The 23,913-nt window shown below is 63.8% G+C and carries 25 protein-coding genes; 17 read left to right on the plus strand and 8 right to left on the minus strand.

The genetic code is table 11. The features are described from left to right. Window positions 1–52: 52 nt before the first annotated feature. The 9 genes from ACOZK4_RS15740 to ACOZK4_RS15780 all read left to right on the plus strand — a co-directional run bounded on the left by ACOZK4_RS15740 (window position 53) and on the right by ACOZK4_RS15780 (window position 11,009). Window positions 53–916, plus strand: coding sequence for an FAD binding domain-containing protein (locus ACOZK4_RS15740; protein ID WP_421592690.1), 864 nt, complete (start codon window positions 53–55; stop codon window positions 914–916). Beyond that, window positions 913–1,395, plus strand: coding sequence for a (2Fe-2S)-binding protein (locus ACOZK4_RS15745; RefSeq protein WP_117370105.1), 483 nt, complete (start codon window positions 913–915; stop codon window positions 1,393–1,395). Before ACOZK4_RS15740 ends, ACOZK4_RS15745 begins: the two co-directional genes overlap by 4 nt. Then, on the plus strand, window positions 1,392–3,698 hold the full coding sequence (locus ACOZK4_RS15750) for a xanthine dehydrogenase family protein molybdopterin-binding subunit (protein WP_421592691.1): 2,307 nt from the start codon (window positions 1,392–1,394) through the stop codon (window positions 3,696–3,698). The genes ACOZK4_RS15745 and ACOZK4_RS15750 overlap by 4 nt, the downstream gene beginning before the upstream one ends. Next, window positions 3,695–4,870, plus strand: a complete 1,176-nt coding sequence (locus ACOZK4_RS15755) for a CobW family GTP-binding protein (RefSeq protein ID WP_421592692.1) — start codon at window positions 3,695–3,697, stop codon at window positions 4,868–4,870. The genes ACOZK4_RS15750 and ACOZK4_RS15755 overlap by 4 nt, the downstream gene beginning before the upstream one ends. Window positions 4,871–5,268: 398 nt before the next feature. Beyond that, a complete protein-coding gene (locus ACOZK4_RS15760; RefSeq protein WP_313531614.1) occupies window positions 5,269–6,192 on the plus strand; it encodes an amidohydrolase family protein in 924 nt (307 codons plus the stop codon). A 16-nt stretch (window positions 6,193–6,208) separates the two neighbouring features. Continuing rightward, window positions 6,209–7,156 (plus strand): amidohydrolase family protein, encoded by a 948-nt coding sequence (locus ACOZK4_RS15765; RefSeq protein WP_421592693.1) that lies wholly within the window; start codon window positions 6,209–6,211, stop codon window positions 7,154–7,156. Between the two features lie 262 nt (window positions 7,157–7,418). Continuing rightward, complete coding sequence (locus ACOZK4_RS15770) at window positions 7,419–8,792, plus strand: UbiD family decarboxylase (protein ID WP_421592694.1); 1,374 nt, start codon at window positions 7,419–7,421, stop codon at window positions 8,790–8,792. A 5-nt stretch (window positions 8,793–8,797) separates the two neighbouring features. After that, a complete protein-coding gene (locus tag ACOZK4_RS15775; RefSeq protein ID WP_421592695.1) occupies window positions 8,798–9,379 on the plus strand; it encodes a UbiX family flavin prenyltransferase in 582 nt (193 codons plus the stop codon). 1 nt (window position 9,380) lies between these two features. After that, the gene (locus tag ACOZK4_RS15780) at window positions 9,381–11,009 is read left to right on the plus strand and encodes an XdhC family protein (RefSeq protein ID WP_421592696.1); all 1,629 of its coding nucleotides are present in this window, start codon (window positions 9,381–9,383) and stop codon (window positions 11,007–11,009) included. Window positions 11,010–11,326: 317 nt separating this feature from the next. On the opposite strand, the gene ACOZK4_RS15785 is transcribed toward ACOZK4_RS15780, so the two are convergent. From ACOZK4_RS15785 to ACOZK4_RS15815, 7 genes are all read right to left on the minus strand, one after another. Continuing rightward, on the minus strand, window positions 11,327–11,806 hold the full coding sequence (locus ACOZK4_RS15785; protein WP_421592697.1) for a hypothetical protein: 480 nt from the start codon (window positions 11,804–11,806) through the stop codon (window positions 11,327–11,329). Between the two features lie 214 nt (window positions 11,807–12,020). Beyond that, window positions 12,021–12,449: a DMT family transporter gene (locus ACOZK4_RS15790; protein ID WP_421592698.1), complete on the minus strand. Its 429-nt coding sequence runs from the start codon at window positions 12,447–12,449 to the stop codon at window positions 12,021–12,023. Further along, window positions 12,446–12,928 (minus strand): DMT family transporter, encoded by a 483-nt coding sequence (locus tag ACOZK4_RS15795; protein WP_421592699.1) that lies wholly within the window; start codon window positions 12,926–12,928, stop codon window positions 12,446–12,448. The genes ACOZK4_RS15790 and ACOZK4_RS15795 overlap by 4 nt, the downstream gene beginning before the upstream one ends. 86 nt (window positions 12,929–13,014) lie before the next feature. Continuing rightward, a complete protein-coding gene (locus ACOZK4_RS15800; RefSeq protein ID WP_421592700.1) occupies window positions 13,015–13,824 on the minus strand; it encodes a DUF2325 domain-containing protein in 810 nt (269 codons plus the stop codon). Then, window positions 13,824–14,249, minus strand: coding sequence for a hypothetical protein (locus ACOZK4_RS15805; RefSeq protein ID WP_421592701.1), 426 nt, complete (start codon window positions 14,247–14,249; stop codon window positions 13,824–13,826). The genes ACOZK4_RS15800 and ACOZK4_RS15805 overlap by 1 nt, the downstream gene beginning before the upstream one ends. 139 nt (window positions 14,250–14,388) lie before the next feature. Further along, window positions 14,389–15,087, minus strand: coding sequence for an LrgB family protein (locus tag ACOZK4_RS15810; protein WP_421592702.1), 699 nt, complete (start codon window positions 15,085–15,087; stop codon window positions 14,389–14,391). Then, entirely contained in the window at window positions 15,080–15,454 is a 375-nt protein-coding gene (locus tag ACOZK4_RS15815) for a CidA/LrgA family protein (protein ID WP_421592703.1), read from the minus strand. The genes ACOZK4_RS15810 and ACOZK4_RS15815 overlap by 8 nt, the downstream gene beginning before the upstream one ends. A 222-nt stretch (window positions 15,455–15,676) precedes the next feature. Here ACOZK4_RS15815 and ACOZK4_RS15820 point away from each other — a divergent pair, with 222 nt between their 5' ends. The 6 genes from ACOZK4_RS15820 (at window position 15,677) to ACOZK4_RS15845 (ending at window position 21,468) form a co-directional block, all read left to right on the plus strand. Further along, window positions 15,677–17,326, plus strand: a complete 1,650-nt coding sequence (locus ACOZK4_RS15820; protein WP_421592704.1) for an ABC transporter substrate-binding protein — start codon at window positions 15,677–15,679, stop codon at window positions 17,324–17,326. A gap of 17 nt (window positions 17,327–17,343) precedes the next feature. Beyond that, window positions 17,344–18,411, plus strand: coding sequence for an ABC transporter permease (locus ACOZK4_RS15825; RefSeq protein ID WP_421592705.1), 1,068 nt, complete (start codon window positions 17,344–17,346; stop codon window positions 18,409–18,411). After that, entirely contained in the window at window positions 18,408–19,328 is a 921-nt protein-coding gene (nikC, locus tag ACOZK4_RS15830; RefSeq protein WP_421592706.1) for a nickel transporter permease, read from the plus strand. Before ACOZK4_RS15825 ends, nikC begins: the two co-directional genes overlap by 4 nt. After that, window positions 19,325–20,158, plus strand: coding sequence for an ABC transporter ATP-binding protein (locus tag ACOZK4_RS15835; RefSeq protein ID WP_421592707.1), 834 nt, complete (start codon window positions 19,325–19,327; stop codon window positions 20,156–20,158). The genes nikC and ACOZK4_RS15835 overlap by 4 nt, the downstream gene beginning before the upstream one ends. After that, on the plus strand, window positions 20,155–20,907 hold the full coding sequence (locus ACOZK4_RS15840; protein ID WP_421592708.1) for an ABC transporter ATP-binding protein: 753 nt from the start codon (window positions 20,155–20,157) through the stop codon (window positions 20,905–20,907). The genes ACOZK4_RS15835 and ACOZK4_RS15840 overlap by 4 nt, the downstream gene beginning before the upstream one ends. A 63-nt stretch (window positions 20,908–20,970) precedes the next feature. Continuing rightward, on the plus strand, window positions 20,971–21,468 hold the full coding sequence (locus ACOZK4_RS15845) for a hypothetical protein (protein WP_421592709.1): 498 nt from the start codon (window positions 20,971–20,973) through the stop codon (window positions 21,466–21,468). 15 nt (window positions 21,469–21,483) lie between these two features. Here ACOZK4_RS15845 and ACOZK4_RS15850 read toward each other — a convergent pair whose 3' ends face one another. Beyond that, on the minus strand, window positions 21,484–22,176 hold the full coding sequence (locus ACOZK4_RS15850; RefSeq protein ID WP_421592710.1) for a pyridoxamine 5'-phosphate oxidase family protein: 693 nt from the start codon (window positions 22,174–22,176) through the stop codon (window positions 21,484–21,486). A gap of 2 nt (window positions 22,177–22,178) precedes the next feature. Here ACOZK4_RS15850 and gcvA point away from each other — a divergent pair, with 2 nt between their 5' ends. Next, complete coding sequence (gene gcvA, locus ACOZK4_RS15855; RefSeq protein WP_421592711.1) at window positions 22,179–23,084, plus strand: transcriptional regulator GcvA; 906 nt, start codon at window positions 22,179–22,181, stop codon at window positions 23,082–23,084. Window positions 23,085–23,188: 104 nt separating this feature from the next. Next, on the plus strand, window positions 23,189–23,893 hold the full coding sequence (locus ACOZK4_RS15860) for an SDR family oxidoreductase (RefSeq protein WP_421592712.1): 705 nt from the start codon (window positions 23,189–23,191) through the stop codon (window positions 23,891–23,893). Window positions 23,894–23,913: the final 20 nt, after the last annotated feature.

Raw genomic sequence — 23,913 nt, forward strand, 5'->3', positions numbered from 1 at the left:
AGCCCAGAGCCTCCGGCCAGAGCGCAGGAAGCCAGAATTCAAGAGGAACGCCATGAGGCGCTTTGAATACCACCGGGCAGACACGCTGGAGCAGGCCTCCCGCCTTCTCACCGATCTCGGCGAGGACACCTTTCTGTTCAACGGCGGAACGGATTTGCTGGTCGAGATCCGCGAGCGGCTGCGCCGTGTGCGCAACGTCGTCGATATCAAGACGATTCCGGGCCTCTCCGACATCACCTATGACGAAACCCGCGGCCTGACCTTCGGCGCCCTGGTGACCGTCGGCCGGCTGGAGCGTCTTGCGCTGGTGCGCGAGCGTTATCCGAACCTGCGCGCGGCCTTCGCCTCGCTCGGCTCCATCCAAGTGCGCAACCGCGCCACCGTCGTCGGCAATGTCTGTCGTGCCTCGCCGTCGGCGGACACGATCCCGCCGCTGATCGCCGACGGTGCCTTCATCCACATCTACAGCCGCACCAACATGCGCGTCGTGCCGCTCGCCGAGTTCTTCACCGGCCCCGGCAAGACCGTGCTCGCCAAGGGCGAGATCGTCACCGGCATCACCGTGCCGCCGGCCGGCGACAATGCTGGCAAGGCCTATCTCAAGCACGGCCGCCGCAAGGCGATGGAGCTTTCCACCGTCGGCGTCGCCGTCAGCCTGTCCATGGATGACGGCGTGTGCAGCGATATCCGCATCGCGCTCGGCGCCGTCGGCGCGACCGTGCTGCGGGCACCGCAGGCGGAAGCCATGCTGCGCGGTACGCGGCTCGACGCGTCCACCGTCAGGAGTGCCGCCGACAAGGCGATGGAAGAGTGCACGCCGATCAGCAATGTGCGCGCCAGCGCCGATTACCGCCGCGACATGGTCGGCGTGCTGACCGGCCGCGCGATCAAACAGGCATTGGAGGCCTCCGCATGAAACGGATCGTCGAACTCACCATCAATGGCGAACCGCGCGACATGACCGTCGAGACCTGCTGTTCGCTGCTCGACGCGCTGCGCGACGATGTCGGCCTCACCGGCACCAAGAAGGGCTGCGACGTCGGCGACTGCGGCGCCTGCACCGTCATCGTCGACGGCCAGCCGGTCAATGCCTGCCTCATGCTCGCCGTCGAGGCGGAGGGCTGCACGGTCGAGACCGTCGAAGGGCTCCAGCCGGGCGTCGATACGCTGCATCCCCTGCAGGATGCCTTCATGCGCCACGGCGCCTCGCAATGCGGCTTCTGCACGCCGGGCATCCTGATGATGGCCAAGAAGCTGCTCGACGACAATCCGCGCCCGACGGATGAGGACATCCGCTTCGGCCTCAGCGGCAATATCTGCCGCTGCACCGGTTACACCAAGATTTTCGACGCGATCAAATCCGCCGCGCTCGAGATGGAGGCTGCAAGATCATGAACATCAACACCCCTATCGAAGAGCGCGAATTCAAGATCGTCGGCAAGAGTGTTCGCCGCGACGACGTGCTAGAAAAGGTGACGGGCGAGGCCGAATATACCGGCGACGTCAAACTGTCCGGCATGCTGCACGGCAAGATCAAGCGCGCCGCGATCGCGCATGCCCGCATCAAGAGCATCGATGTCAGCAAGGCGCTCGCCTATCCCGGCGTCAAGGCCGTGCTGACCCATGAGAACGTACCGCGCGTGCTGCATTACGGCTCGCCGCATCCGCGTTCGGCCTCCTGCACCAAGGATCAGTATATCCTCGACAACAAGGTGCGCTTCTGGGGCGAGGGCGTCGCCGCCGTCGCGGCCATCAGCGAAGAAATCGCCGACGAGGCGCTCGACCTGATCGAGGTCGAATATGAGCCCTTGCCCGCCGTCATCGAGCCCGAAGAGGCGGCTCTTCCGGGCGCACCGCTCATCCATGAGGTCGGCCCCGGCGGCAACCTGGTGCTCGATCCCGTGCGCGTCAACCGCGGCGATATCGAAGCCGGCTTTGCCCAGGCGGATTTCGTGCTGGAAGGCACCTTCTCCGGCGGGCGACCGCATCCGGCCTATATGGAGCCGAATGTCTGCATCGCCGATTGGGACGGCTCCAACAAGCTGACCTTCTGGACCTCGACGCAGTCGTCCTTCATGGTGCGCGGCATTCTCGCCGAAGTGCTCGGCCTGCCGCTCACCAAGGTGCGCGTGCTGGTCGATCACATGGGCGGCGGCTTCGGCGCCAAGCAGGATTGCTTCCAGCACGAATTTTTGTGCGCGCTTCTCGCTAAGGAGACGCGCCGGCCGGTGAAGATGGAGTTCACCCGCCACGAGACCTTCGTCGCCGGCCGCGCGCGCCATCCCTGCAAGGTCTGGCTGAAACAGGGCTTCAAGAACGACGGCACGCTCGTCGCCCGTGACATGAAGCTCGTCTACGACTCCGGCGCCTACGGTTCGCACGGTCCGGGTGTCACCATCGTCGGCACGACGGCCGCGACCTCGCTCTATCGCTGCGAGAACATCCGGCTCGAAGGCCGCTGTGTCTATACCAACACGCCGATCAACGGCGCGTTCCGCGGTTACGGCGTGGTGCAGAGCTACTACGCGCTCGATATCCAGATGGATGAGGCGGCCGAGCGGCTCGGCATGGACCCGGCAGACCTGAAGCTGAAGAACGTGGTGCGGGCCGGCGATATCGCGCCCTCCGGTCACCCGATCCTCGGTCATGGCCTGGAAATCTGCCTCCAGCACGGCATGGACGTGCTCGACTGGAAGAGCCTACGCAATCGTGACCGCACGCCGGACCCGAAGCATCCGCATATCCGCAAGGGCTGGGGCATCGGCTGCGAAATGCACGGCTCCTCGGCCTATCCGGGCATCAAGGAGCAGGGCAATGCCACCGTGAAGGTCAACGAGGACGGTACGGTGACGCTGCTCACCGGGGCTGCCGGCCTCGGCACCGGCGCGCACACCGCGCTGGCCCAGATCGTCGCCGAGGAACTCGGCGTGCGCTTCGAGGATGTCGGCGTCATCCACGGCGATACGGACGTCGTGCCGTGGGATATCGGCGCCTTCGCCAGCCACACGACCTATCTCGTCGGCACCGCCGCCAAGATGGCTGCCACCAAGGTTCGCGCGTCCGTTCTCGAACGTGCGGCGATGAAGCTTCAGGTGAAGGCCGACGAACTTGACCTCTCCGAAGGCAAGATCTTCGTTACGGCCGAGCCGGGCCGCTTCATGTCGGTCGCGGAAGCCATGGGCCCGTCCCGCGGCATTCCCGCCGCCAACATCGTGGCGAACGGAACCTACGAGCCGACGAAGTCCTACTCCTTCGCCGCCCACTTCACCGAAGTGGACGTCGATACGGAGACCGGCATCGTCGAGGTCAAGCGCGTCGTGCCGGTGCACGATATCGGCCGGGTCATCCACCCGATCGCCGCGCAGGGCCAGATCGAGGGCGGCATCCAGCAGGGTATCGGCCACACGCTGACCGAGGATTATATCATCGACAAGAAGACCGGCCGCTCGCTCAATGCGGGCCTCGTCGACTACAAGATGCCGCTGTCCATGGACATGCCCGACATCGAGACGATCATCCTCGAAGCCGCACCCGATCCGGGCGGCCCCTGGGGCGCCAAGGGTGTCGGCGAAGACCCGATCATCGCCATCGGCCCGTCGATCGCCAATGCCATCCACGACGCCATCGGCGTCCGCTTCCACCACTATCCGATCACCCCGGAAGACATTCTGAAAGCCTTGAGGGAGAAGGGCGCATGAACATGCACATCGAACCAGCCACGAAGAAACTCCCGATCACGATCCTCACCGGTTTCCTTGGATCGGGAAAGACGACGCTGCTCAACTACATCCTCACCGAACGCCACGGTCACCGCATCGCGGTGATCGAAAACGAGTTTGGTGAAGTGGACGTCGACAGCGACCTCGTGCTCGCCTCGGACGAGGAAATCTTCCAGATGCAGAACGGTTGTATCTGCTGCTTCGTCGACGTGCGCAACGACCTCATCGACGTGATGAAGAAGCTGCTCAGCCACAAGGACAAGTTCGACCACATCATCGTCGAGACCTCGGGCCTCGCCGATCCCACCCCGGTCGCTACCGCCTTCTTCGTCGACCGCAGCGTCGCCGACGAGGTGGAGCTCGACGCCATCGTCACGCTTGTCGATGCCATGCATATCGACCAGCACCTCTACGATCCCGTGCTCGACGGCAGCGACAACCAAGCGGTCAACCAGATCGTCGCGGCCGACCGCATTCTCGTCAACAAGGTCGATCTTGCCTCCGAGGAAGGCCTCGGTGAGCTGGAGGGCTCGCTGCGCAAGCTCAATCAGACGGCGCCGATCCTGCGCTCGACCTATGGCCAGGTGGACCTGTCCAACATCCTCGGCGTCAAAGGCTTCCGCCCGTCCTATGTGCGCGAGCGCGCGGAAATCCTCGCCATCGACATGGATGACGATGGCGATGCGCACGGCCATCACAGCCACGATTGCCATGACGCGGCCTGCGACCATCCGGAGCACGACCATGGGCATCACCTCGAATGCCACGACGCTGCCTGCGATCACCCGGACCATCATCATGACCACAAGCATGATCATGCACCGGCAACGGCCCTGCGCCCGCACCGGCACGATGCGACGGTGAAGTCCCATTCCTTCGTCTATCCGCAGTCCTTCGACGGCGAGAAGCTGGCGGGCTTCTTGAAGAACTATCTCGGCGAACACGGCGACGACATCTTCCGTACCAAGGGCATCGTCTCGGTGGCGAACGACGACCGATTCTTCGTGCTCCAGGCGGTGCACAAGCTGGTCGATTTCCGCCCGGATCACGCCTGGGGCGAGGATACGCCGAAGTCGAAATTCGTCTTTATCGGCCGCAATCTCGACCGTGACGGCATCGACAGAAACTTGCGCGCCTGCCTGGCGGCCTAGCGGCGCTTCTCCTGCCGCTATCTGCCTGCTCAAGACCTTCTGTCTGAACCGCCCGCGCACCCTCCAGCGCGCGGGCGGTCGCTGGCGTTTTTCTAAAAATATCTTTTAAAAATAATAACTTAGATTGATATTTTTATTGACATAAAGCCACCGCCATGGTCTTTTTGGCGTCGAGTAGAAGCACCGACAATTGCTCACCGTCTGTTGGAAGATGAGGCTGCGATGTCGATGCTGACTACGAAAGGAACACCCGCCGTTTGCGCCCCGTTCGGGGCCTCGGCCGTTCTTCTCCGTCATCGGCGTTTCCTGAGTTCGCGGATCCACGCCCGGCTTTTGCCGGCATGGCGTTCATCGCGCGGCCCCGCATCGACCGGACCCTCTACGACAGGAGAACAGGAATGATAATCGACCTAAGCTGCTACCCCACCGACCTGGTGGACCTGGCTTGGCGCCATGACGGACCGCCCTTCACCGGCGACAAGCTTTTGAAGATGATGGACGGCCCGTATTATGTGAACGGCAAGCCGCGCCGTGTGGACAAGGCCTTTATTCAGCCGCCGCAGGGCAACACCATCTACACCCACGAGATCATGGACCTGGAAGGCAAGGCCGCCATTCGCCAGTACATGGGCTATACGGAAAAGATGGTGACCGAGCATCCCGACCGCTTCCTCGGCTGCTTCGTCTACAATCCGCGCTACGGCGTGCAGAACGGCGTCGACGAAATCGAACGCTACGCCAAGGAATTCGATTTCAAGATGGTCCAGCTGCAGGCGAATATGCACGCCTACCGCCCGGACCGCGCGCTCGACTGGCTGCGCCCGGCCATGAAGAAGTGCGCCGAGCTCGGCCTGATGGTGAAGGTGCACACCGGCGACGGTCCGTACTCGATCCCGACCGAGTTCTACCCGATCATCCGCGAGTTCCCGGAAGTGAACTTCATCCTCGCGCATTTCGGCGTCCAGACGGGCGGCGTCTATGTGTTCGAGCCGATGCAGATGGCGCTGGATACGCCGAGCGTCTACGTCGAATCCGGCTGGTGCCTCCAGTCGCGTATCGTCGAATTCGCCAAGGTCCTGCCCAAGCACAAGATCCTCTTCGGCTCCGATACGCCGCCGAACGAGCCGGGCATGTGGATCAACCTTCTGGAGGTCCTCTGCCACGAGCCGCCGCAGGGCCTGAACCTCTCCGAGGACGATCTGGAAGACTACCTGGGCAACAACCTCGCCCGCATGATCGGCCTCGAGCCGACCAAGCCGCCGGCAACCGTCGAGGAAGCCGAGGCGTATCTGCGCCAGCACGGCGTCCAGATCGCCGCGTAAACGAACGGAGTGAACAATGATCATCGATACCCATCTTCACCCGACCAACCTCGTCGACGAGGCATGGCGCCATACGGGTACGCCCTTCACCGGTGAGCGCATGCTCAAGCTGATGGACGGCCCCTACATGATCAACGGCAAGCCGCGCCGTATCGACATGGGCTTCATCCAGCCGCCGCCGGGCAACACGGGCTACCGTGACGGCAACCGCAAGGGCCGCGAGGGCATTCGCGACTACATGGCCTATATCGCCGAGCTGTGCGAAAAGTATCCGGACCGCTTCATCGGCAACTTCAACTATAACCCGCGCTGGGGGCCCGAAAACGGGGCGGCGGAGCTGGAATTCCATGTCAAGGAATACGGCTTCAAGATGCTGAAGCTGCATGCCAACATGCATGGCTACCGTCCCGACCGTGCGCTGGAATGGTTGCGTCCGGCGATGAAGAAGTGCGCCGAACTCGGCGTCGTCGTCCTCATCCATACCGGCGATGGCCCGTACACGATCCCGACGATGTTCTACCCGATCATCCGCGAGTTCCCGATGGTCAACTTCATCATCGGTCACTTCGGCATCCAGACGGGCGGCAACTACTCGTTCGAGTCGTTCTGGATGGCGATGGATACGCCGAACGTCTACTGCGAATCCGGCTGGTGCTTCCAGTCGCGCATCGTGGAGTTCGCCCAGCAGTTGCCGAAGAACAAGATCGTCTTCGGCACGGACAGCCCGCCGAACGATCCGGGCATGTGGCTGCGCGAGCTGGAAGTGCTCTGCAAGGACCCGCCGCACGGCATCAACCTCTCCGAGGACGATCTGGAAGGCTATCTCGGCAACAACATCGCCAAGCTCGTCGGCATCGACCCGTCACCGCCGCCGCGTGACGTGAAGGACGCCGAGGCGCGCCTGACGGACAGCTACGCCGGCGTCGACCGCGCCACCGGTAAGCACCTGCTGCAGCCGGCTTGATCTGAACGAAATGCCCGCCGCTCTCCGGCGGCGGGCAAAAGACCCCCTCATCCGGCCTTCGGCCACCTTCTCCCTGTGGGGGAGAAGGGGAGATGCGGCGCCCTCGGTTTTCCCTTCCATTCTGCGGAGGGAAGCGAAGGGTGTGAACCTTACGGTTTCCCCCTTCTCCCCACCGGGGAGAAGGTGCCGGCAGGCGGATGAGGGGGCTTTACCATATCGGGCGGCCTGATGCGCCGCCAACCCCGAGCACCGAGGCCGAGAGATGAGCCAGTACCACAAGCAAGACGTCCGCCGTTTCCTGGCTGATTACCAGGCGGAGCATCCCGAGGACGTCATCACCATCGACCGGCCGGTCTCGGACGATCAGGACGCCACGGCGCTGATCTGGAACCTCGCGGACAAGGGCCAGCATCCGATGCTGCACCTCAAGAATGTCAGCGGTATTGGCGCAGAGGTCGTCTGCAATATCTTCGCCTCGCGCGATCGTATCGCCCGCCTGCTCGGCTCGACCGCAGACAAGCTGCACGAGGCCTATCAGGCCCGCTCCAACCGACCGTTCACGCCGGAAGTTCTGGAAAGCGGCCCGATCACGGAAGAGATCATCTCCGGCGACGACGTCGATCTCAACACACTGCCGATGCTGAAGCACTTCGACACCGACCGCGCGAAGTACATCACCTCGGGCATCATCATCGGCGAGCACCCGGAAACCGGGGCGGGCAATCTCAGCTATCACCGCGCGATGATCCATTCGAAGAATTCGCTGGCGACCTCGCTGCATTCGCGCGGCCATCTCTGGCGCCTGATGAACATGGCCAAGGAGAAGGGCAAGCCGATGCCGGTCGCCATGGTGATCGGCGGCCATCCGCTGTTCATGATCGCCGCTTCCGCCCGCCTGGCCTTCGGAGAGGACGAGCGCGATGTGGCCGGCGGCCTGATGGGCGAGCCCCTGCAGGTCGTGCGCACGCCGAAATACGGCATCCGCGTTCCTGCCCATGCCGAGATCGTGCTGGAAGGCGTGATCGATCCCGAGGCGCATGTCGAGGAGGGACCGTTCGGCGAGTTCACCGGCTATTCCTCCGACCGTTCGACCAACAACCTCTTCACCGTCGAGACCATCATGCGCCGGCGCGATGCGATGCTCGTCTCCGTCGCGGGCGGCAATTCGGCCGAGCACCTGAACCTTGGCCGCGTGCCGCGCGAAGCCGAGGTCGTTGAGAAACTGAAGGCCCGCTTCCCCTCGATCACCGCCGTGCACTATCCGTCCTCCGGCACGCATTTCCACGCCTATATCGCGATGAACCAGACCCGCGAGGGCGAGGCGCGGCAGGTCATGCTCGGCCTTCTCGGCTGGGACCAGTATCTGAAGAATGTCGTGGTGGTGGACGCGGATGTCGATATTACGAAGGATTCGGAAGTGCTCTGGGCGCTCGCCACGCATTTCCAGCCGCACAAGGATGTCGTGATCATCGAGGGCCTGCCGGGCAATGCACTCGACCCTTCGGCGAGCGGCATCGGCACCACCTCGCGCATGGGGCTGGATGCCACGCGCGGCCCGAATTTCCATGGCGTGCGTGCGCGTATCAGCGATGAGGCGTCCGCGCGTGCCGCCGCCCTCCTCAAATCAGCGGGATAAAGGTCATGACGCGGCCAAGACGCATGATCGTCGGCATTTCGGGCGCTTCCGGGGTCATCTATGGTAAGCGCATCCTCGAAGTGCTGCGCGACCTCGACATCGAGACGCACCTGATCATGTCGCGCGCCGCCTGCATCACGCTCGCGGCCGAGGCGGATTTCACCAAGCAGGACCTGGAAGCGCTGGCGACGACCACCCATTCCAACAAGGATATCGGCGCGGTCTGCTCCTCCGGCTCCTACAAGACGCTCGGCATGATCGTCGCGCCCTGCTCCGTGAAGACCATGGCGGAGATCGCGACGGGCACGACGGACAACCTGCTGTCCCGCGCCGCCGACGTGGTGCTCAAGGAGCGCCGACGTCTCGTCCTGATGCTGCGCGAGACGCCGCTGCATCTCGGCCATATCAGGAACATGGCGCAGGTCACGGAGATGGGCGGCATCATCTATCCGCCCGTCCCAGCCTTCTACGCCAAGCCGAAAAGCCTTGAAGAGATGGTCGATCATACGGTTGGCCGCGTGCTCGATCTCTTCGACCTCGACCCCGGCATCGTGCGCCGCTGGGAAGGAACGCAAGGAGGGGAATGACATGGCCGCCCGTATCGCTGAGAGCCCGGAATGGATCGCACCCGAACCCCGAGCCGCTTTCCTCTCTGACGATGCGATCGACATTCTCTCTTTCTCCGCCGATGCGCTGGATGACGGCCACGCTAGCGCCCTCGTCACGCTGGTCGAAATTCGCGGCGGTGCTGCCCGCGCCATCGGCGCGCAGATGGCGGTGCGCGACGACGGTCTCTATTGCGGCTTCGTCTCCGGCGGCTGCACGGAAGCGGCCGTCGCCGCCGATGCCGTCATCGCCCTCAAGAAAGGAATGGACCGCAATCTCCGCCTCGGCGAAGGCTCGCCTTTCTTCGATATCGTGCTGCCCTGCGGCGGCGGCATCACGCTCGCCATTCATGTCTTGCGTGACGGTGCGGTGCTGCGCCGCACGCTGACGGCGCTTCGGCGTCGCAGCCCCGTGCGTCTGCGTTACCACCCTGGCACCCAGGCCCTGTCTTTCGAGCCGGGCGAGGGCGCCAGCGGCTGGGAAGACGACACGTTCGTGCGTGCCTACCGCCCGAAGCCGCGCCTGGTTCTGGCCGGCACGCCGATGGAAGCCGGCGCGGTGGCGCGGATTGCGACGGCTTCCGGCTACGAGGTCGTGACCATTGAGCGCGGCCAGGCGCCGTCGCCCGACCAGCTCGATGCCGATACGGCCGTCGCACTGTTCTTCCACGATATTGACCGCGAATTGCCGCTCTTCGATGCAGCTCTTGCTTCATCCGTCTTCTATATCGGCGCGCTTGGCAGCCGCCGCACCCATGCCAAGCGCTGCGAGGCGTTGCGCGGGCGTGGTCACGGCGAAGACGATCTCGCCCGCATCAAGGCGCCGATCGGTATTTTCGACAAGGCTCGCGACGCCAATGCGCTTGCGCTCTCCGTCGTCGCTGACATTGCCGAGACCTATCTGCAGGCCGCGCGCGCCTCAGCACTGCCCCTTCATCGCGTCCGTCGTTGCGCCTATCGTGACCCGACGAGAATCACCGGGCGGACGACGATGGCGGAACGACGATATGGAGAGGCAGCGCCGAAAACCGAGATCACGATCGCCGGTGCGGACTGGTATGGAAGGCAGATCGAGCGCGAGCGCCATGATAAGACGCTGTTTTCCGATCTCGACATGAGCGAGGCGCAGACGCTCGGCGCGGTGTTCCAGGAATGCACGTTCCGCCGTGCCCGCTTCAATGCCTCGACGCATCAGGCGAGTGCTTTCGTCAACTGCACATTCGTCTCCTGCAAATTCTTCGACAGCCGCTTCACCGAATGCAAGCTGGTCGGCAGCCTGTTCGATGCCTGCGATTTCGACCAGATGCAGGTTTCCGGCGGTGACTGGTCCTTCACAGGCCTGCCCGGCGCCGTGCTCGGCCGTGCCGTCTTCAAAGGCACCCGCCTGCGCGAGGCCGATCTGACGGGCGCCTTTTGCAAGCGTGGCTCGATACGCGATGCCGACCTCTCCGGCGCCTGGCTGCATGCCGCGGACTTCACGGCCTGCGATCTGCGCGGCAGCGACCTCAGCGCCATCGACCCGGCCAATGTTCACCTGAAAGACGCGATCATCACGATCGACCAGACCATCGTCATCGCCGAGGCGCTTGGTCTCGACGTGCGGATGACGTGATTTTTCGCCTCGCATCGGGACGTGTTTTCGGACGGTGGCGGCGCAGAGGGTGAGGTCGGCATGGGAACGGCGGTAGATGACCTAGCTGCACGGCACGAGCCCGCGCGGTACCCGCGCGCCTTGAAAACGAAGGGATAGACGACCCACTTGCGGATGCAGATCAGCGCGTTGCAGCCGAGATATCATAGATATATTATATTCGCGTAGACGCGTTTTCTGGGAGGCCTAGATGGAGTGTAAAGGAACCGGACGGTGCTGGTCCGGGCCTGAGGAATCGCTTTCACCACGCGGGACGGTCATCCCGGCCTACGGAAGTCTCAGAGAAACGGCGTAACGGCCAGCGGCAGGGTCACGACGATGACGAGGCTCAGAAACAGGGCGGAAACCAACTTTAGACGGTTGCGCTTTCGGGTGGATTCTCCGGTCCAGTCATACGCCATACTCTTCCCCTCATAGGCACGCGTGTCGCGATTGCATTCGCGAGCGGGCAAATCTGTCTGCAACGGGACGTCACTGCAACCCCTTAAATCTTTGGGTTCTTTCAAAAAACCCGTTTCCCGCGGCTCGAGAGAGCCCCGGCACAGGCGATGCGCAGCCGTGCGGCCTGCGTTTCCCGTTTCCAGACAGCGGCGAAGCGCTTCCTGCAATATGCGGCGGGCGCGATAGGCGCTGAGGGGCGCAGGCTGGCCGGTGCTGCGGGCCTGTTCGAGATGCTTGTCGATATTTCGGATGGCGCGGACCAGGCGTTCGGTGGGCGGCAGTTCGGGCAGGGGCGAGCGGAAGCGTCGCAGGGGCATGTTCATTTCCTCGAATCGGCCCCGTCATGGCGCCGCGTGGACCCTAGCCGGCTCGTCGTTCGAACCAAGCGACTCATGATTGCGAGGCGTGTTGCGGTGCGTAAAGCCTCAAGGCCGGCCGGAAAATTTGAATCGAATGCCGTCTATCGCCAGGCCGCAGGCATCGGGCGGACGCCGCCGCGCCTCATTTTGAGACGTGACGGCGTTCTGAGCTTTACCCGCGCGGCCGGCGCTGAGCGACCACCATGCCGGCCATGATGAGCATGACGCCGAGGCTTGAGAGCCAGAGCGAAAGCCGGCCGGATTGCAGGAGATCGATCGCAAGGCCGCACACCATCTGGCCGCCGATGATGAGAAGTGCTGTGTTGACGGCACCGATGCGGGCGACGAGCCAGCTACTGAGCGCCACGAAGACGACGCCGATTGGGCCGCCGAGATAGGCATACCAGGGCGCATTCGCGGCGCCAGCGGGCCAGAGGTTACCGATAACAAATCCGAGTAGCGTCAGGGCAATGAACCCGACGAAGTGGTTCCAGAAGGATGCGATCAACGGCGAGGTCGAAAGGCTAAGCCGGCCGTTGAGTTGGCGGCTGAGGCCGACGAGCAGGCCGGCTGCACCGGCAATCAGGATGAACGGGCTCATGCAGCGCCCCTTCCGGCCAGAAGGATCAGCAGGCTGCCGGCCAGAACAAGGGCAAGTGCGGCGAAATCCCGGATGGTGATGCGACGCTTCGGCAGGCCGAACAGGCCCCAGCCATCCGCGACGAGGCCGAAGACCAGCTGGCCGGCAAGGCCGAGCGCCAGCGTGCCGGGCAGGCCGGCGGGTGAATTCACCGCCATGGAGGAGAGCACGACGGTCGCCGCCCCCGAGAGGCCGCCGAGATAGGCCCAGAGCGGCGCGGGTGGTCTTGGTTCCACGGATGCGCGGCGGCGGGGCAAAACGAGGAGGAAAAGCAGAGCGGCAACCGTTCCCGTCGCATGGGCGGTCCAGGAGGAGAACAGCGAATTGCCATAGTTGGCAAGCGCGCCGTTGAACTGCACCATCAATGCCAGCAGGCCGCCGGTGCCGAAGGCTATGAGAAAACCGAGCGGGTGGGCGTGATTTTGGGGAGTGGAATGCATTATCGGCCTCCAGGCGGTGCCGACCCGATCGCCCGCACCTCCCGGCTCCTGTCAGCAAAGCGGCTGAAGATCAAGCCGGCGCTTCGCTAGAGACGTCCATAGGCGCCGCCGGCGCCGGATATGGCGGCGAGGAAGCTTGCGAGGCCGGCCGAACGTAGGGGCAGATAGGATTTTCCCTGTTCGCGGCACAGGCGCTTCACGAGGCCGACGGCGGCATGGCTGATGTGGTCGACCGGGAAGAGGATGGTCGCAGCCTGCCCGACGAGCGCCGGCAGCAGCGTCGTGCTGTCCTCCATGCCGCCGTCATGCAGCAGCAAATCGACGTTGCGGGTTTCCGCGCAGGACCGGAGATGATCGAACAGGTTGCGTCGGCCGCCGACATAGAGCACCGGGCCGCTCTGTTGCGGAATAACGTGTTTGGCGCCATGCCCGTCCTCGGCGGCGATGATGGCCTCGAGCGTCTCGTTCTCGCGCAGGATCGAATGGGAAAGATCCTGCAACTGTTCGTGTTCCCGCTGTAGGGCGTCGTAGCGCTCCTCGGCTTCCTTCAGGCGTCGGGCGAGCATGCCGGCGCGCGTATCCTCGGTATCGGCGCGGCTGGGAAGGGCGGTGTCCTCGCTGCGGGCGCGCTGGGCATGGGCAGCCAGCGCTTCGGCGTTGACGGCTCGCTCTTCCATCTGGCGAAGACGCTGTTGCAAGGCGATGCGTTCCTCGGCGGCTGTCTTCAAGCGCATTTCCTGCCGGGCTGTCTTTTCCCGCTCGGTTTCCAGTTCCTTTTCCAGCTGGGTGAGGCGGGCGATATCGAGGCGGCTGGCGCTGCCGACGAGATGCGAGAGCATATGCACTTCGCCGAAGATGTCGCGCACGAGGGCAGGCGGCGTTGCGGGATGGCTCATCAGCGCCCAATACGGGCCGGCAATGTCGCCGCGGTCGAAGCTTTCGCGCCAGATGCGCCGGAGCGCCGCCTCGTCCGCCTGCCGGGGGATACGCTTGATGGCGGCTTCATGGCGCTTGTCGAGCGCTTGTTGAGCATTTTCGCCGCCTGGTCGCGCTGGCCGGCGAGGCGTACGCCACGACCGTGCAGGCTGTGGTCGGTCGCGGTTTCCGCATCCTCCTGGCTGGTCTTGAGCAGAATCTGGCGCAGCTCGCCATTTGTCAGGCAGGTGCCGATGATCGAGCAATGGAAGGTCGTGGGAATGTCCCAGGTCTTCAGGCGCTGTGCTCCGGTCTTTTCTCCGGCAACCTGCGGCGGCCGGCCGGCGGGAGAGACTAGCAGCGAAATGGGTGTGGCGGGCGGCAGGAGACGGGGCTGGGTCGGCATGGCTTATCCTTTGAACGTTATATCTTATGAAATATAACGATTGGGAAGAGCGTGCCGCCGCCCGTGTGCGGCATGTGATTTTCCGGGAAGGCGGGTGGGTGTGCGGGTGAATTCCGCACACCGTGGTCGCTATCGGCGACTAGAGGAAGAGGTGGACGATCAGCGAAGTCAGGACGGCATTGAGGCCCATGGCGATGCCTGAAAACAGGCCTGCGACCGGGTCCACGGAATAGGCGCGCGCCGTGCCGATGCCGTGCGAGGCAAGGCCGACGGCGAAGCCGCGGGCGCTGAAATCCTTGATGCGCATGGCGTTCATCATCGGCGTGACGATGATGGCGCCGCAGATGCCGGTGAGCACGACGACGGCGGCGGTCAATGCCGGGTCGCCGTTGAGGCCGGAGGAAATGGCCATGGCAACGGCTGCCGTTGTGGATTTCGGCGCAAGCGAGGCGACGACGGACGAGGAGAAGCCGAAAAGATGGGCGAAGAAGACCGTCGCGCCGACGGCGGTGAGGCTACCGGCAATGAGGGCGGCCAGCATCGGCACGAGGTTGCTCTTCACCAGAGAGAGCTTCTCGTAAAGCGGGATGCCGAGCGCGACGGTCGCCGGGCCGAGAAGGAAATGGATGAACTGCGCACCTTCGAAATAGGTCTTGTAGTCGATACCGGCGAGGCAGAGCACGAGGGCGATGACGGCGATCGTCAGCATGATCGGATTGAGCAGCGGATTGCCGGGGCGAAGGCCCGTAACGGCGTTGGCGGCGAGCCAGACGACCAGCGTTCCCGTCAGCCAGAGCAGGGGGGAGGTGGCGAGATAGACCCAGAGCGCACTATTCATCGGCATAGCCTCCGGTCAGACGCTTCACCAGAATGAAGACCCAGACGGTCACCGTCAGCGTGATCACCGTCGACAAAAGCACGATCGCGAGCAGCGCAAAACCCCGGTCGCGGATGAGATCGAGATGCTGGATGATGCCCACGCCGGCTGGCACGAAGAGAATGCCGAGATTGGCGAGGATGGACCGCGAGGTTTCCAGGGTCTGCTGATGCGCCGGCTGAAGCGTCTTCATCCCGCCGGTCAGCGTCAGCACCACGGCGATCATCGCCATGCCGATGACCGGCCCCGGTACGAAGCCGCCGAGAAAATAGGCCGTCACTTCGCCGATCAATTGAAAGACCAGCAGGATCGTTATTCCGACAAGCATGCATTCCCCCTCGTTCCATGCGCCCGACGCGGCAGGGCTCCGCTCCATGAAAGGAGTAAAGGCGTTTCGCCGTGAAATCCATGGTTCTCGGTGGCCGGCTTTTCAGGAATGGGGACGGCCAGAAAGAAGGGTTGTCTTTCCGGCCAATAGTATGATTGACTTACGAAAATGGCGTCCGGCGATCGGATGCCGAGGGTTATCGTCAAAGAACGGGGAACGGAAATGAACAGGGAAACGATTTCGAGCCGCATGCGTCCGCTGCTCGCAGGTGCTGCCTTCTCGCTGCTGCTCGTCTCGGGCGGCATGGCGCCGGCTTTCGCGGAAACGCCGGCCGATACGCTGGTCCAGGCCTGGGCGATCGACGATACGATCACGCTCGACCCGGCCGAATCCTTCGAGCTGTCGCCGGCCGAATTCATCGGCAACGCCTATGACATGCTGGTCCGTCTCGATATCGCCGACACGACCAAGGTCAAGGGCGGCATCGCCGACAGCTGGACCGTTTCCGACGACGGCCTCACCTATACGTTCAAGCTAAAGCCGGGCATCAAGTTCGCCTCCGGCAACCCCGTTACCGCCGAGGATGTCGCCTGGTCCTTCGAGCGCGTCGTCAAGCTCGACAAGAGCCCTGCTTTCATCCTCACCCAGTTCGGCCTGACGGGCGACAACGTTGCCGAAAAGGCCAAGGCTGCGGATGAAAACACCTTCGTCTTCACCGTCGACAAGGCCTATGCGCCGAGCTTCGTGCTGAACTGCCTGACGGCCACCGTCGGCGCCGTGCTCGACAAGAAGCTGGTGATGGAGCACGCCGAGGCCAAGACGCCGAGCGACGAATACAAATACGACACCGATTTCGGCTATGGCTGGCTGAAGACCAACTATGCCGGCTCCGGCCCGTTCAAGATTCGCGACTGGCGCGCCAACGAAATCCTCGTTCTGGAGCGCAACGACAATTATTACGGCGAAAAGCCCGCGCTCGCCCGCGTCATCTATCGCCACGTCAAGGAGAGCGCCACGCAGCGCCTGATGCTGGAAGCCGGCGACGTCGACATCGCGCGCAACCTGGAACCGGGCGATCTCGACGCCGTTTCCAAGAACGCCGACCTGGCGACGACCAGCGCGCCGAAGGGCACGGTCTATTACATCAGTCTCAACCAGAAGAATGCAAACCTCGCCAAGCCCGAGGTGCGCGAGGCCTTCAAGTATCTCGTCGATTACGATGCGATCGGCTCGACCCTGCTCAAGGGTATCGGTGAAATCCGCCAGACCTACCAGGCCAAGGGCGTGCTCGGCGCGCTGGAGGCGAGCCCCTACAAGTTCGACGTGGCGAAGGCCAAGGAACTGCTGGAAAAGGCCGGCCTGAAGGACGGCTTCTCCGTGACCTTCGACGTGCGCAACACGCAGCCGGTGACGGGCATTGCCGAATCCTTCCAGCAGACCGCCGGCCAGGCCGGCGTGAAGATCGAGATCATCCCCGGTGACGGCAAGCAGACGCTGACCAAGTACCGCGCCCGCAACCACGACCTCTATATCGGCCAGTGGGGCATGGATTACTGGGATCCGAACTCGAACGGCGAGGCCTTCACGTCGAACCCCGACAACAGCGACGATGCATCGGTGAAGACGCTTGCCTGGCGCAATGCCTGGGACATTCCGGAGCTGACAGCCGAATCCAAGGCCGCCCTTCTGGAACGCGACAACGACAAGCGCGCCGAAATGTACCAGAAGCTGCAGCGGCAGGCGCTGGAGACCAGCCCCTTCGTCATGATCTTCCAGCAGATCGAAGCGGCCGGCGTGCGGGGTACGGTGAAGAACTACAAGCTCGGTCCGTCCATGGATACGAACTTCCTTGCACCCGTGACCAAACAGTGAGCTGAAGGACAAGCTCCTTGAGCGCTGTTGAAAGACTGAAGCCTGCAAGGCGCGCCAGCCGGCGCGCCTCTGCGAGGCTGAAATCGGTGGCGGGTTTCCTCGCGGTCGTCGCCACCACCTATCTCGGCCTGCTCGCCGTCACCTTCTTCATCGGCCGCGTCGTGCCGATCGATCCGGTGCTGGCGATCGTCGGCGACCGGGCGCCCGCTCACGTGGTGGAGCGCGTGCGGCTGGAGATGGGGCTGGATCTGCCGTATTACCAGCAGTTCTGGCTCTACATGAAGGGCGTGCTCAGCGGTGATTTCGGCACCTCGGTGCTGACGACCAATCCCGTGATGACCGACATCCGCCGGGTCTTTCCCGCGACCATGGAGCTTGCCACGGTCGGCACGGTCATCGGCGCGCTGCTCGGCATTCCGCTCGGCGTGCTCGCCGCCGTCAGGCGCGGCAGTTTCACCGACCAGGTGGTGCGCATCATCGGCCTCGTCGGTTATTCCGTGCCGATCTTCTGGCTCGGCCTGCTTGCGCTGCTCGTCTTCTATGCGCGCCTCGGCTGGGTTTCCGGCCCCGGCCGCATCGACGTCGTCTTCGAATATACGTTCACGCCGATCACCGGCTTCTTCCTGCTCGACGCGATCCTCAACCGCGATTGGGCGGCGTTCCGCGATATCGTCTCGCACATCATCCTGCCGGCCTCGCTGCTCGGCTATTTTTCACTCGCCTATATCAGCCGCATGACGCGCTCCTTCATGCTGAACGAGCTCGGTCAGGAATATATCGTCGCCGCCCGCGCCAAGGGCCTGTCGGAGACCCGGATCATCTGGGGCCATGCGTTGCGCAATGCGGCGGTGCCGCTCGTCACGGTCATTGCGCTGTCCTACGCCGGCCTGCTCGAAGGCTCGGTGCTGACGGAGACCGTCTTTGCTTGGCCGGGCCTTGGCCTCTACATCACCAATTCGCTGCAAAACGCCGATATGAACGCGGTGCTCGGTGGCACCATCGTCATCGGGTCCGTCTTTATCGCCATCAACCTGCTCTCCGACGTGCTCTACCGCATGCTCGATCCCCGCACGAGGTCCCGATGAGCGACGCCGCCACCATGACCCGCCGCGAATGGCTCCTGACCGACCGGCCGCAATCGCGCCTGCAGGCACGGCTCGGCCGCGCCTATGTCGCTTGGCGGCGTTTCACCGCCAACAAACTCGCCGTCATCGGCCTTGTTATCATTCTGGGTCTCGTCTTCCTGGCGATCTTCGCGCCGTTGCTCGCACCCCATTCGCCCTATATCGGCGATCTCGCGAAGGCGCGGCTGATGACGCCCGGAGCGGGGCATTGGCTCGGCACGGATGACCAAGGGCGCGACATCCTTTCGCGCCTCATCTACGGTTCGCGCCTCACCTTGCAGGTCGTGCTGCTGGTCGCGGTTATCGCCGCGCCCATCGGCCTCTTGGTCGGCACGGTCGCTGGCTATGCGGGCGGCTGGGTGGATGCGGTGCTGATGCGCATCACCGATATCTTCCTCGCCTTCCCGAAACTCGTTCTGGCGCTCGCCTTCGTTGCGGCGCTCGGGCCGGGCATCGGCAATGCCATCATCGCCATCGCCATCACCTCCTGGCCGCCCTATGCGCGCATCGCGCGTGCCGAGACGCTGACGGTGCGCAATTCCGACTACATTCTCGCCGTGCAGCTGATGGGCGCGTCCCCATGGCGTATCGTGCTGCGCCATATCATGCCGCTCTGCATTTCCTCGCTCATCGTGCGCGTGACGCTCGACATGGCGGGCATCATCCTGACAGCCGCCGGTCTCGGCTTCCTCGGGCTTGGCGCACAGCCGCCGCTGCCGGAATGGGGCGCGATGATCGCCTCTGGCCGCCGCTTCATCCTCGATCAATGGTGGGTGGCCGCCGCTCCGGGTGTCGCCATCCTCATCGTCAGCCTCGGCTTCAACCTGCTCGGCGACGGCCTGCGCGACGCGCTCGATCCGCGTGGGAGCGGCCAATGAGTGCGCTTCTCAACGTCGAAGACCTGCGCGTCACCTTCCCGACGCGCACCGGTGTCATCGAGGCGGTGCGCGGCGTGTCCTTCACGCTCGGCCGTGAACGGCTCGGCATCGTCGGCGAGAGCGGTTCCGGCAAGTCGCAGACGGGCCGCGCCATCATGGGCCTGACCGCCGAACATGGCGTGATCGACGCCAAGCGGCTGGAGTTCAACGGCATCGACCTCCTCAAGGCCTCGAAGGCCGAGCGGCGCGCTCTGCGCGGCAAGCGCATCGCGATGATCCTGCAGGATCCGAAATATTCGCTCAACCCGGTCATGACCATCGGCCGGCAGATCGTCGAGACGCTGCGCACGCACGAGCCGGTCGGCAAGGCGGAGGCGCGCAGGCGTGCGCTCGATATGCTCGCCGCCGTGCAGATCCGCGATCCTGAACGGGTCTTCGATCTCTACCCGCACGAAGTCTCCGGCGGCATGGGGCAGCGCGCGATGATCGCCATGATGCTGATCGCCGGCCCCGAACTGCTGATCGCCGACGAGCCGACATCGGCGCTCGACGTGACGGTGCAGCTCGACGTGCTCGCCATCCTCAACCGGCTGGTCGCCGAGCGCGGCATGGGGCTGATCTTCATCTCGCATGACCTGCGTCTCGTGTCGTCCTTCTGCGACCGCGTCATCGTCATGTATGCCGGCCGCATCGTCGAGGAACTGCCGGCGGCAAAGCTTTCCGAGGCGCAGCATCCCTACACGCGCGGCCTGCTGAATTGCATGCCCGAGATCGGCGCGGACCGGCATCCGCTGCCGGTGCTTGATCGCAAACCGGAGTGGAGAACATGACGCCGGCTCTCGCCATTGATGGCCTCAGCGTCGAATACGACGACTTCGTGGCGCTCGACGATGTCAGCCTGACGGTCGCACCGGGCGAATCCTTCGGTCTGGTCGGTGAATCCGGCTCGGGCAAGTCGACGCTGCTGCGCGCCGTCGCGGGTCTTGCGCCCGTCTCCTCCGGCAGTATCGCTGTCGATGGCCAAAAGCTTGGAGCCAAGCGCGACAAGGCCTTCTACCGCAAGGTCCAGATGGTGTTTCAGGACCCCTACGGCTCCCTGCATCCGCGCCAGACGGTCGACCGGTTGTTGCTGGAGCCGCTCGCGATCCACGGTTTTGCCGATACCGAAAACCGCATCGTGCGGGCGCTCGACGAGGTGGGGCTCGGTGCGAGCTTCCGCTTCCGCTATTCCCACCAGCTGTCCGGCGGCCAGCGCCAGCGCGTGGCGATTGCCCGTGCACTGATCCTCGAACCGTCCATCCTGCTGCTCGATGAGCCGACCTCGGCGCTCGATGCCTCGGTGCAGGCCGAAGTGCTGAACCTGCTCGAACAACTGCGCGCCACCCGCAACCTCACCTTCGTCATGGTCAGCCACGATCTCGCCGTGGTCACCCATATGTGCGACCGGCTGATGGTCATGCAGAGCGGCCAGACCGTTGAAGAGCTCGCTTCCGGTGACCTCGCCGCCCATAGGGTGACGCAGGACTATACGCGGGGCCTTCTCACCGCCAGCACGGGTTTTCGGCGCGATAGTGTCTAAAACCGTTTGCTGCGGCAGGCCTGCATGATAGGCGGGCGGCACTTTTGTGACCGGATGAAGCCGATGACCGTTTCTTTCTACGCCGATGCTATCGCGGAGCTGCGCGCCCTGTTTGCGGAGTTGGACCGCAGCCCGGACCTCTTCCAGACCTTCGATGTGCGTCTGGAACTGGCGGCTTCCGGCAGCCTCGTCGTCTATGAGACGAAGCGGCGCAAGGGCCAGACGGACAGCCTCTATTACGGCCGTCCGGGCGCAAAAGATGCCAACCGCCAGATTTCGCAGGCGGCAGCCTTTGCCGCCATCGACCGCTTCTTCGCGCTCGGCCAGTTCATTGCTTTGACTGGCGACGCCGCGCAGGCGCTTGATACGCAATACCCGCACTGCGCCGTCAATTTCTCCTATCGCAAGAAAGGCCACCCGGCCGCACGAGCCATGCTGATGGTGTTCGTCGGGTTCAACGACGAGGCGGATGCCGCGGAGTATGTCGCGAAGGCGGAAAACTCCGCGGCGTTCATTTCCGAACGTCCGTACAAATCGGCGAAGGCCTACGAGTGGAAATGACGCGCGAGCGTTAATTCACGGCGCAAGCCACGCGCCGTGCCAGTTCGCCCCGTCCCGATCGAACGCGCAGCGGACGTGATTTGCCGACGACAGGTCGAGCCATTCAAGCCGGCTTAGCGTCACGGTGACGAGCGCAAAACGCTGATAAGGCTCGTCATTCGACGGTTCGCCGGCCTGTAAGGTCTGGCCTTTGCCGTCGAGAACAGTTCCCGGCGCATGCGGCGCGTCGAACAGGATCAGCGTTCTCTCCCGAAGCGATTGCCACATCTCCAGCCTTTCCGCTTCATCGTCGGTGATTGCGGCGACACCGGAAAGGCGCAGCTGAACCGAAGCCGCCGGATCAAAGCCGACAAGGGCGATGCGTGGATCGTTGCGGATCTCCCGGATTTTTGGCGAGCGCATGTCGGTGACGAAGGACAGGGTTCCTTTGGTGGCATCGCAGCGCCGAAGCACGATGGTGCGAAGCTGCGGCGCGCCGTCGAGCCCCACCGTGGCAAGCTGGAAGAAATTGAACGGCGAGCGGCTGATGGCGGCAGCGCCGAGCTGGTCCCAGATTTTCGCCAGAAGGGTTGCCGTCACGATCTGCTCCGCTGCATATGTCCGCCATTCTCTACCATGCAGCCAAGAGGCTGTCGAAAGAGTTCTCCTTTTCCCACGCGATAGAAAATCTGTTACGAGAAAGGTCGTTATATTCCTCTCGGATTTCACGCATGGCCGACCGCATCGGAAAACTGCCGTCCCTCAATGGCGTGCGCGTCTTCGAAGTCGTGACGCGGCATCTGAATTTCCGGCTCGCGGCGGAGGAACTCGGCGTGACGCAGGGAGCGGTGGCGCAGCAGATCCGCGGGCTGGAGGCGGAGCTCGGCCTGAAGCTTTTCGAGCGCCACCCCAGAACCCTTGATATGACCGAAGCGGGCCGCAGCTATGTCGGCAGCATCCGCCGCGCTTTCGAGCTGATTTCCGAGGCGACGGAGACCCTTCGGCCTGAGCCGCAGCATCTCACCATCAGCGTCACCCCGACCTTTGCCTCGAAATGGCTGATCCCGCGCCTGCCGGATTTCACGGCGGCGCATCCCGATATCGACCTGCGCATCCTCGCTACGGACAGGATCGCCAATTTCCAGACGGACGCCGTCGATCTCGCCGTGCGCTACGGCCGCCCGCCTTTCGGGCCTGGCCTGCAAGCCGATCTGCTGTTCGAACATGTCGTGATCGCGCTCGGCAGCCCGCTTCTCATCGATAAATTCGGCGCTCCGGAATTGCCCGGCAATCTCGCCCGGTATGCGCTGCTGCACGACGCGCATAATTTCTGGCCCCAATTCCTGGAGCTTGCCATGGGGCAGGCCGCGCCGGTCATGGCGGCGAAGAACATCCGCTTCAACCAGACCTCACTTGCGCTGGAGGCGGCGATCGGTGGGCAGGGGCTGGCGCTTGCCAGCAGCTTCTTCATCGAGGAGGATATCACGGCCGGCCGTCTCGTGCCGTTGTTCGGCACACAATTGCGGGTCGGGGTGGATTTCTACGTCGTCGCGCCGCGAAAATCCCGGCACGCCGCCTCCGTCCATGCCGTGCGCACCTGGCTTCTTCAGGAGAGTGCGGCATTCAAGGGTATTTGAAGCGATAGATTTTCTACAGGAAGAACAGTGCATTTTTGTTTGGTCGCGGGTGGGGCCGCCGTGCCAGAATGCGGGCAATCAATCATTCGGGAAAGGACAATCCGATGGCAGAACAGAAGGTCGCACTGATCACCGCAGGCGGCAGCGGCATGGGCGCGGAAGCCGCACGACGGCTGGCGGCGGATGGCTTCAAGATCGGCGTGCTCTCGTCGTCCGGCAAGGGCGAGGCGCTGGCAGCGGAATTCGGCGGCTTCGGCGTTACCGGCTCCAACCAGTCGAACGATGACCTGAAGCGCCTCGTCGATGGCGCGATGGAGCGCTGGGGCCGCGTCGATGCCTTGGTCAACAGCGCCGGCCACGGCCCGCGCAAGCAGATCCTCGAACTGACCGACGAGGACTGGCATGCTGGTATCGACGTCTATTTCCTCAATGCCGTGCGCCCGACGCGCCTGGTGACGCCGATCATGCAGAAGCAGAAGTCCGGCGTCATCATCAACATCTCCACCGCCTGGGCCTTCGAGCCGAGCGCGATGTTCCCGACCTCGGCCGTCGCGCGCGCCGGCCTTGCCTCCTTCACGAAGATTTTCGCCGATACCTATGCGGCCGACAATATCCGCATGAACAACGTGCTGCCCGGCTGGATCGACAGCCTGCCGGCAACGGACGAGCGGCGCGACGGCGTGCCGATGAAACGTTACGGCACGAGCGCGGAAGTCGCAGCGACGATTTCGTTCCTCGCTTCCGACGGTGCCGCCTATATCACCGGCCAAAACATCCGTGTGGATGGCGGCATCACGCGCGCGATCTGATGCGCGCGGAGATGACGGCG

This window comes from Shinella sp. M27, from assembly GCF_049199905.1.
Taxonomy (GTDB): domain Bacteria; phylum Pseudomonadota; class Alphaproteobacteria; order Rhizobiales; family Rhizobiaceae; genus Shinella.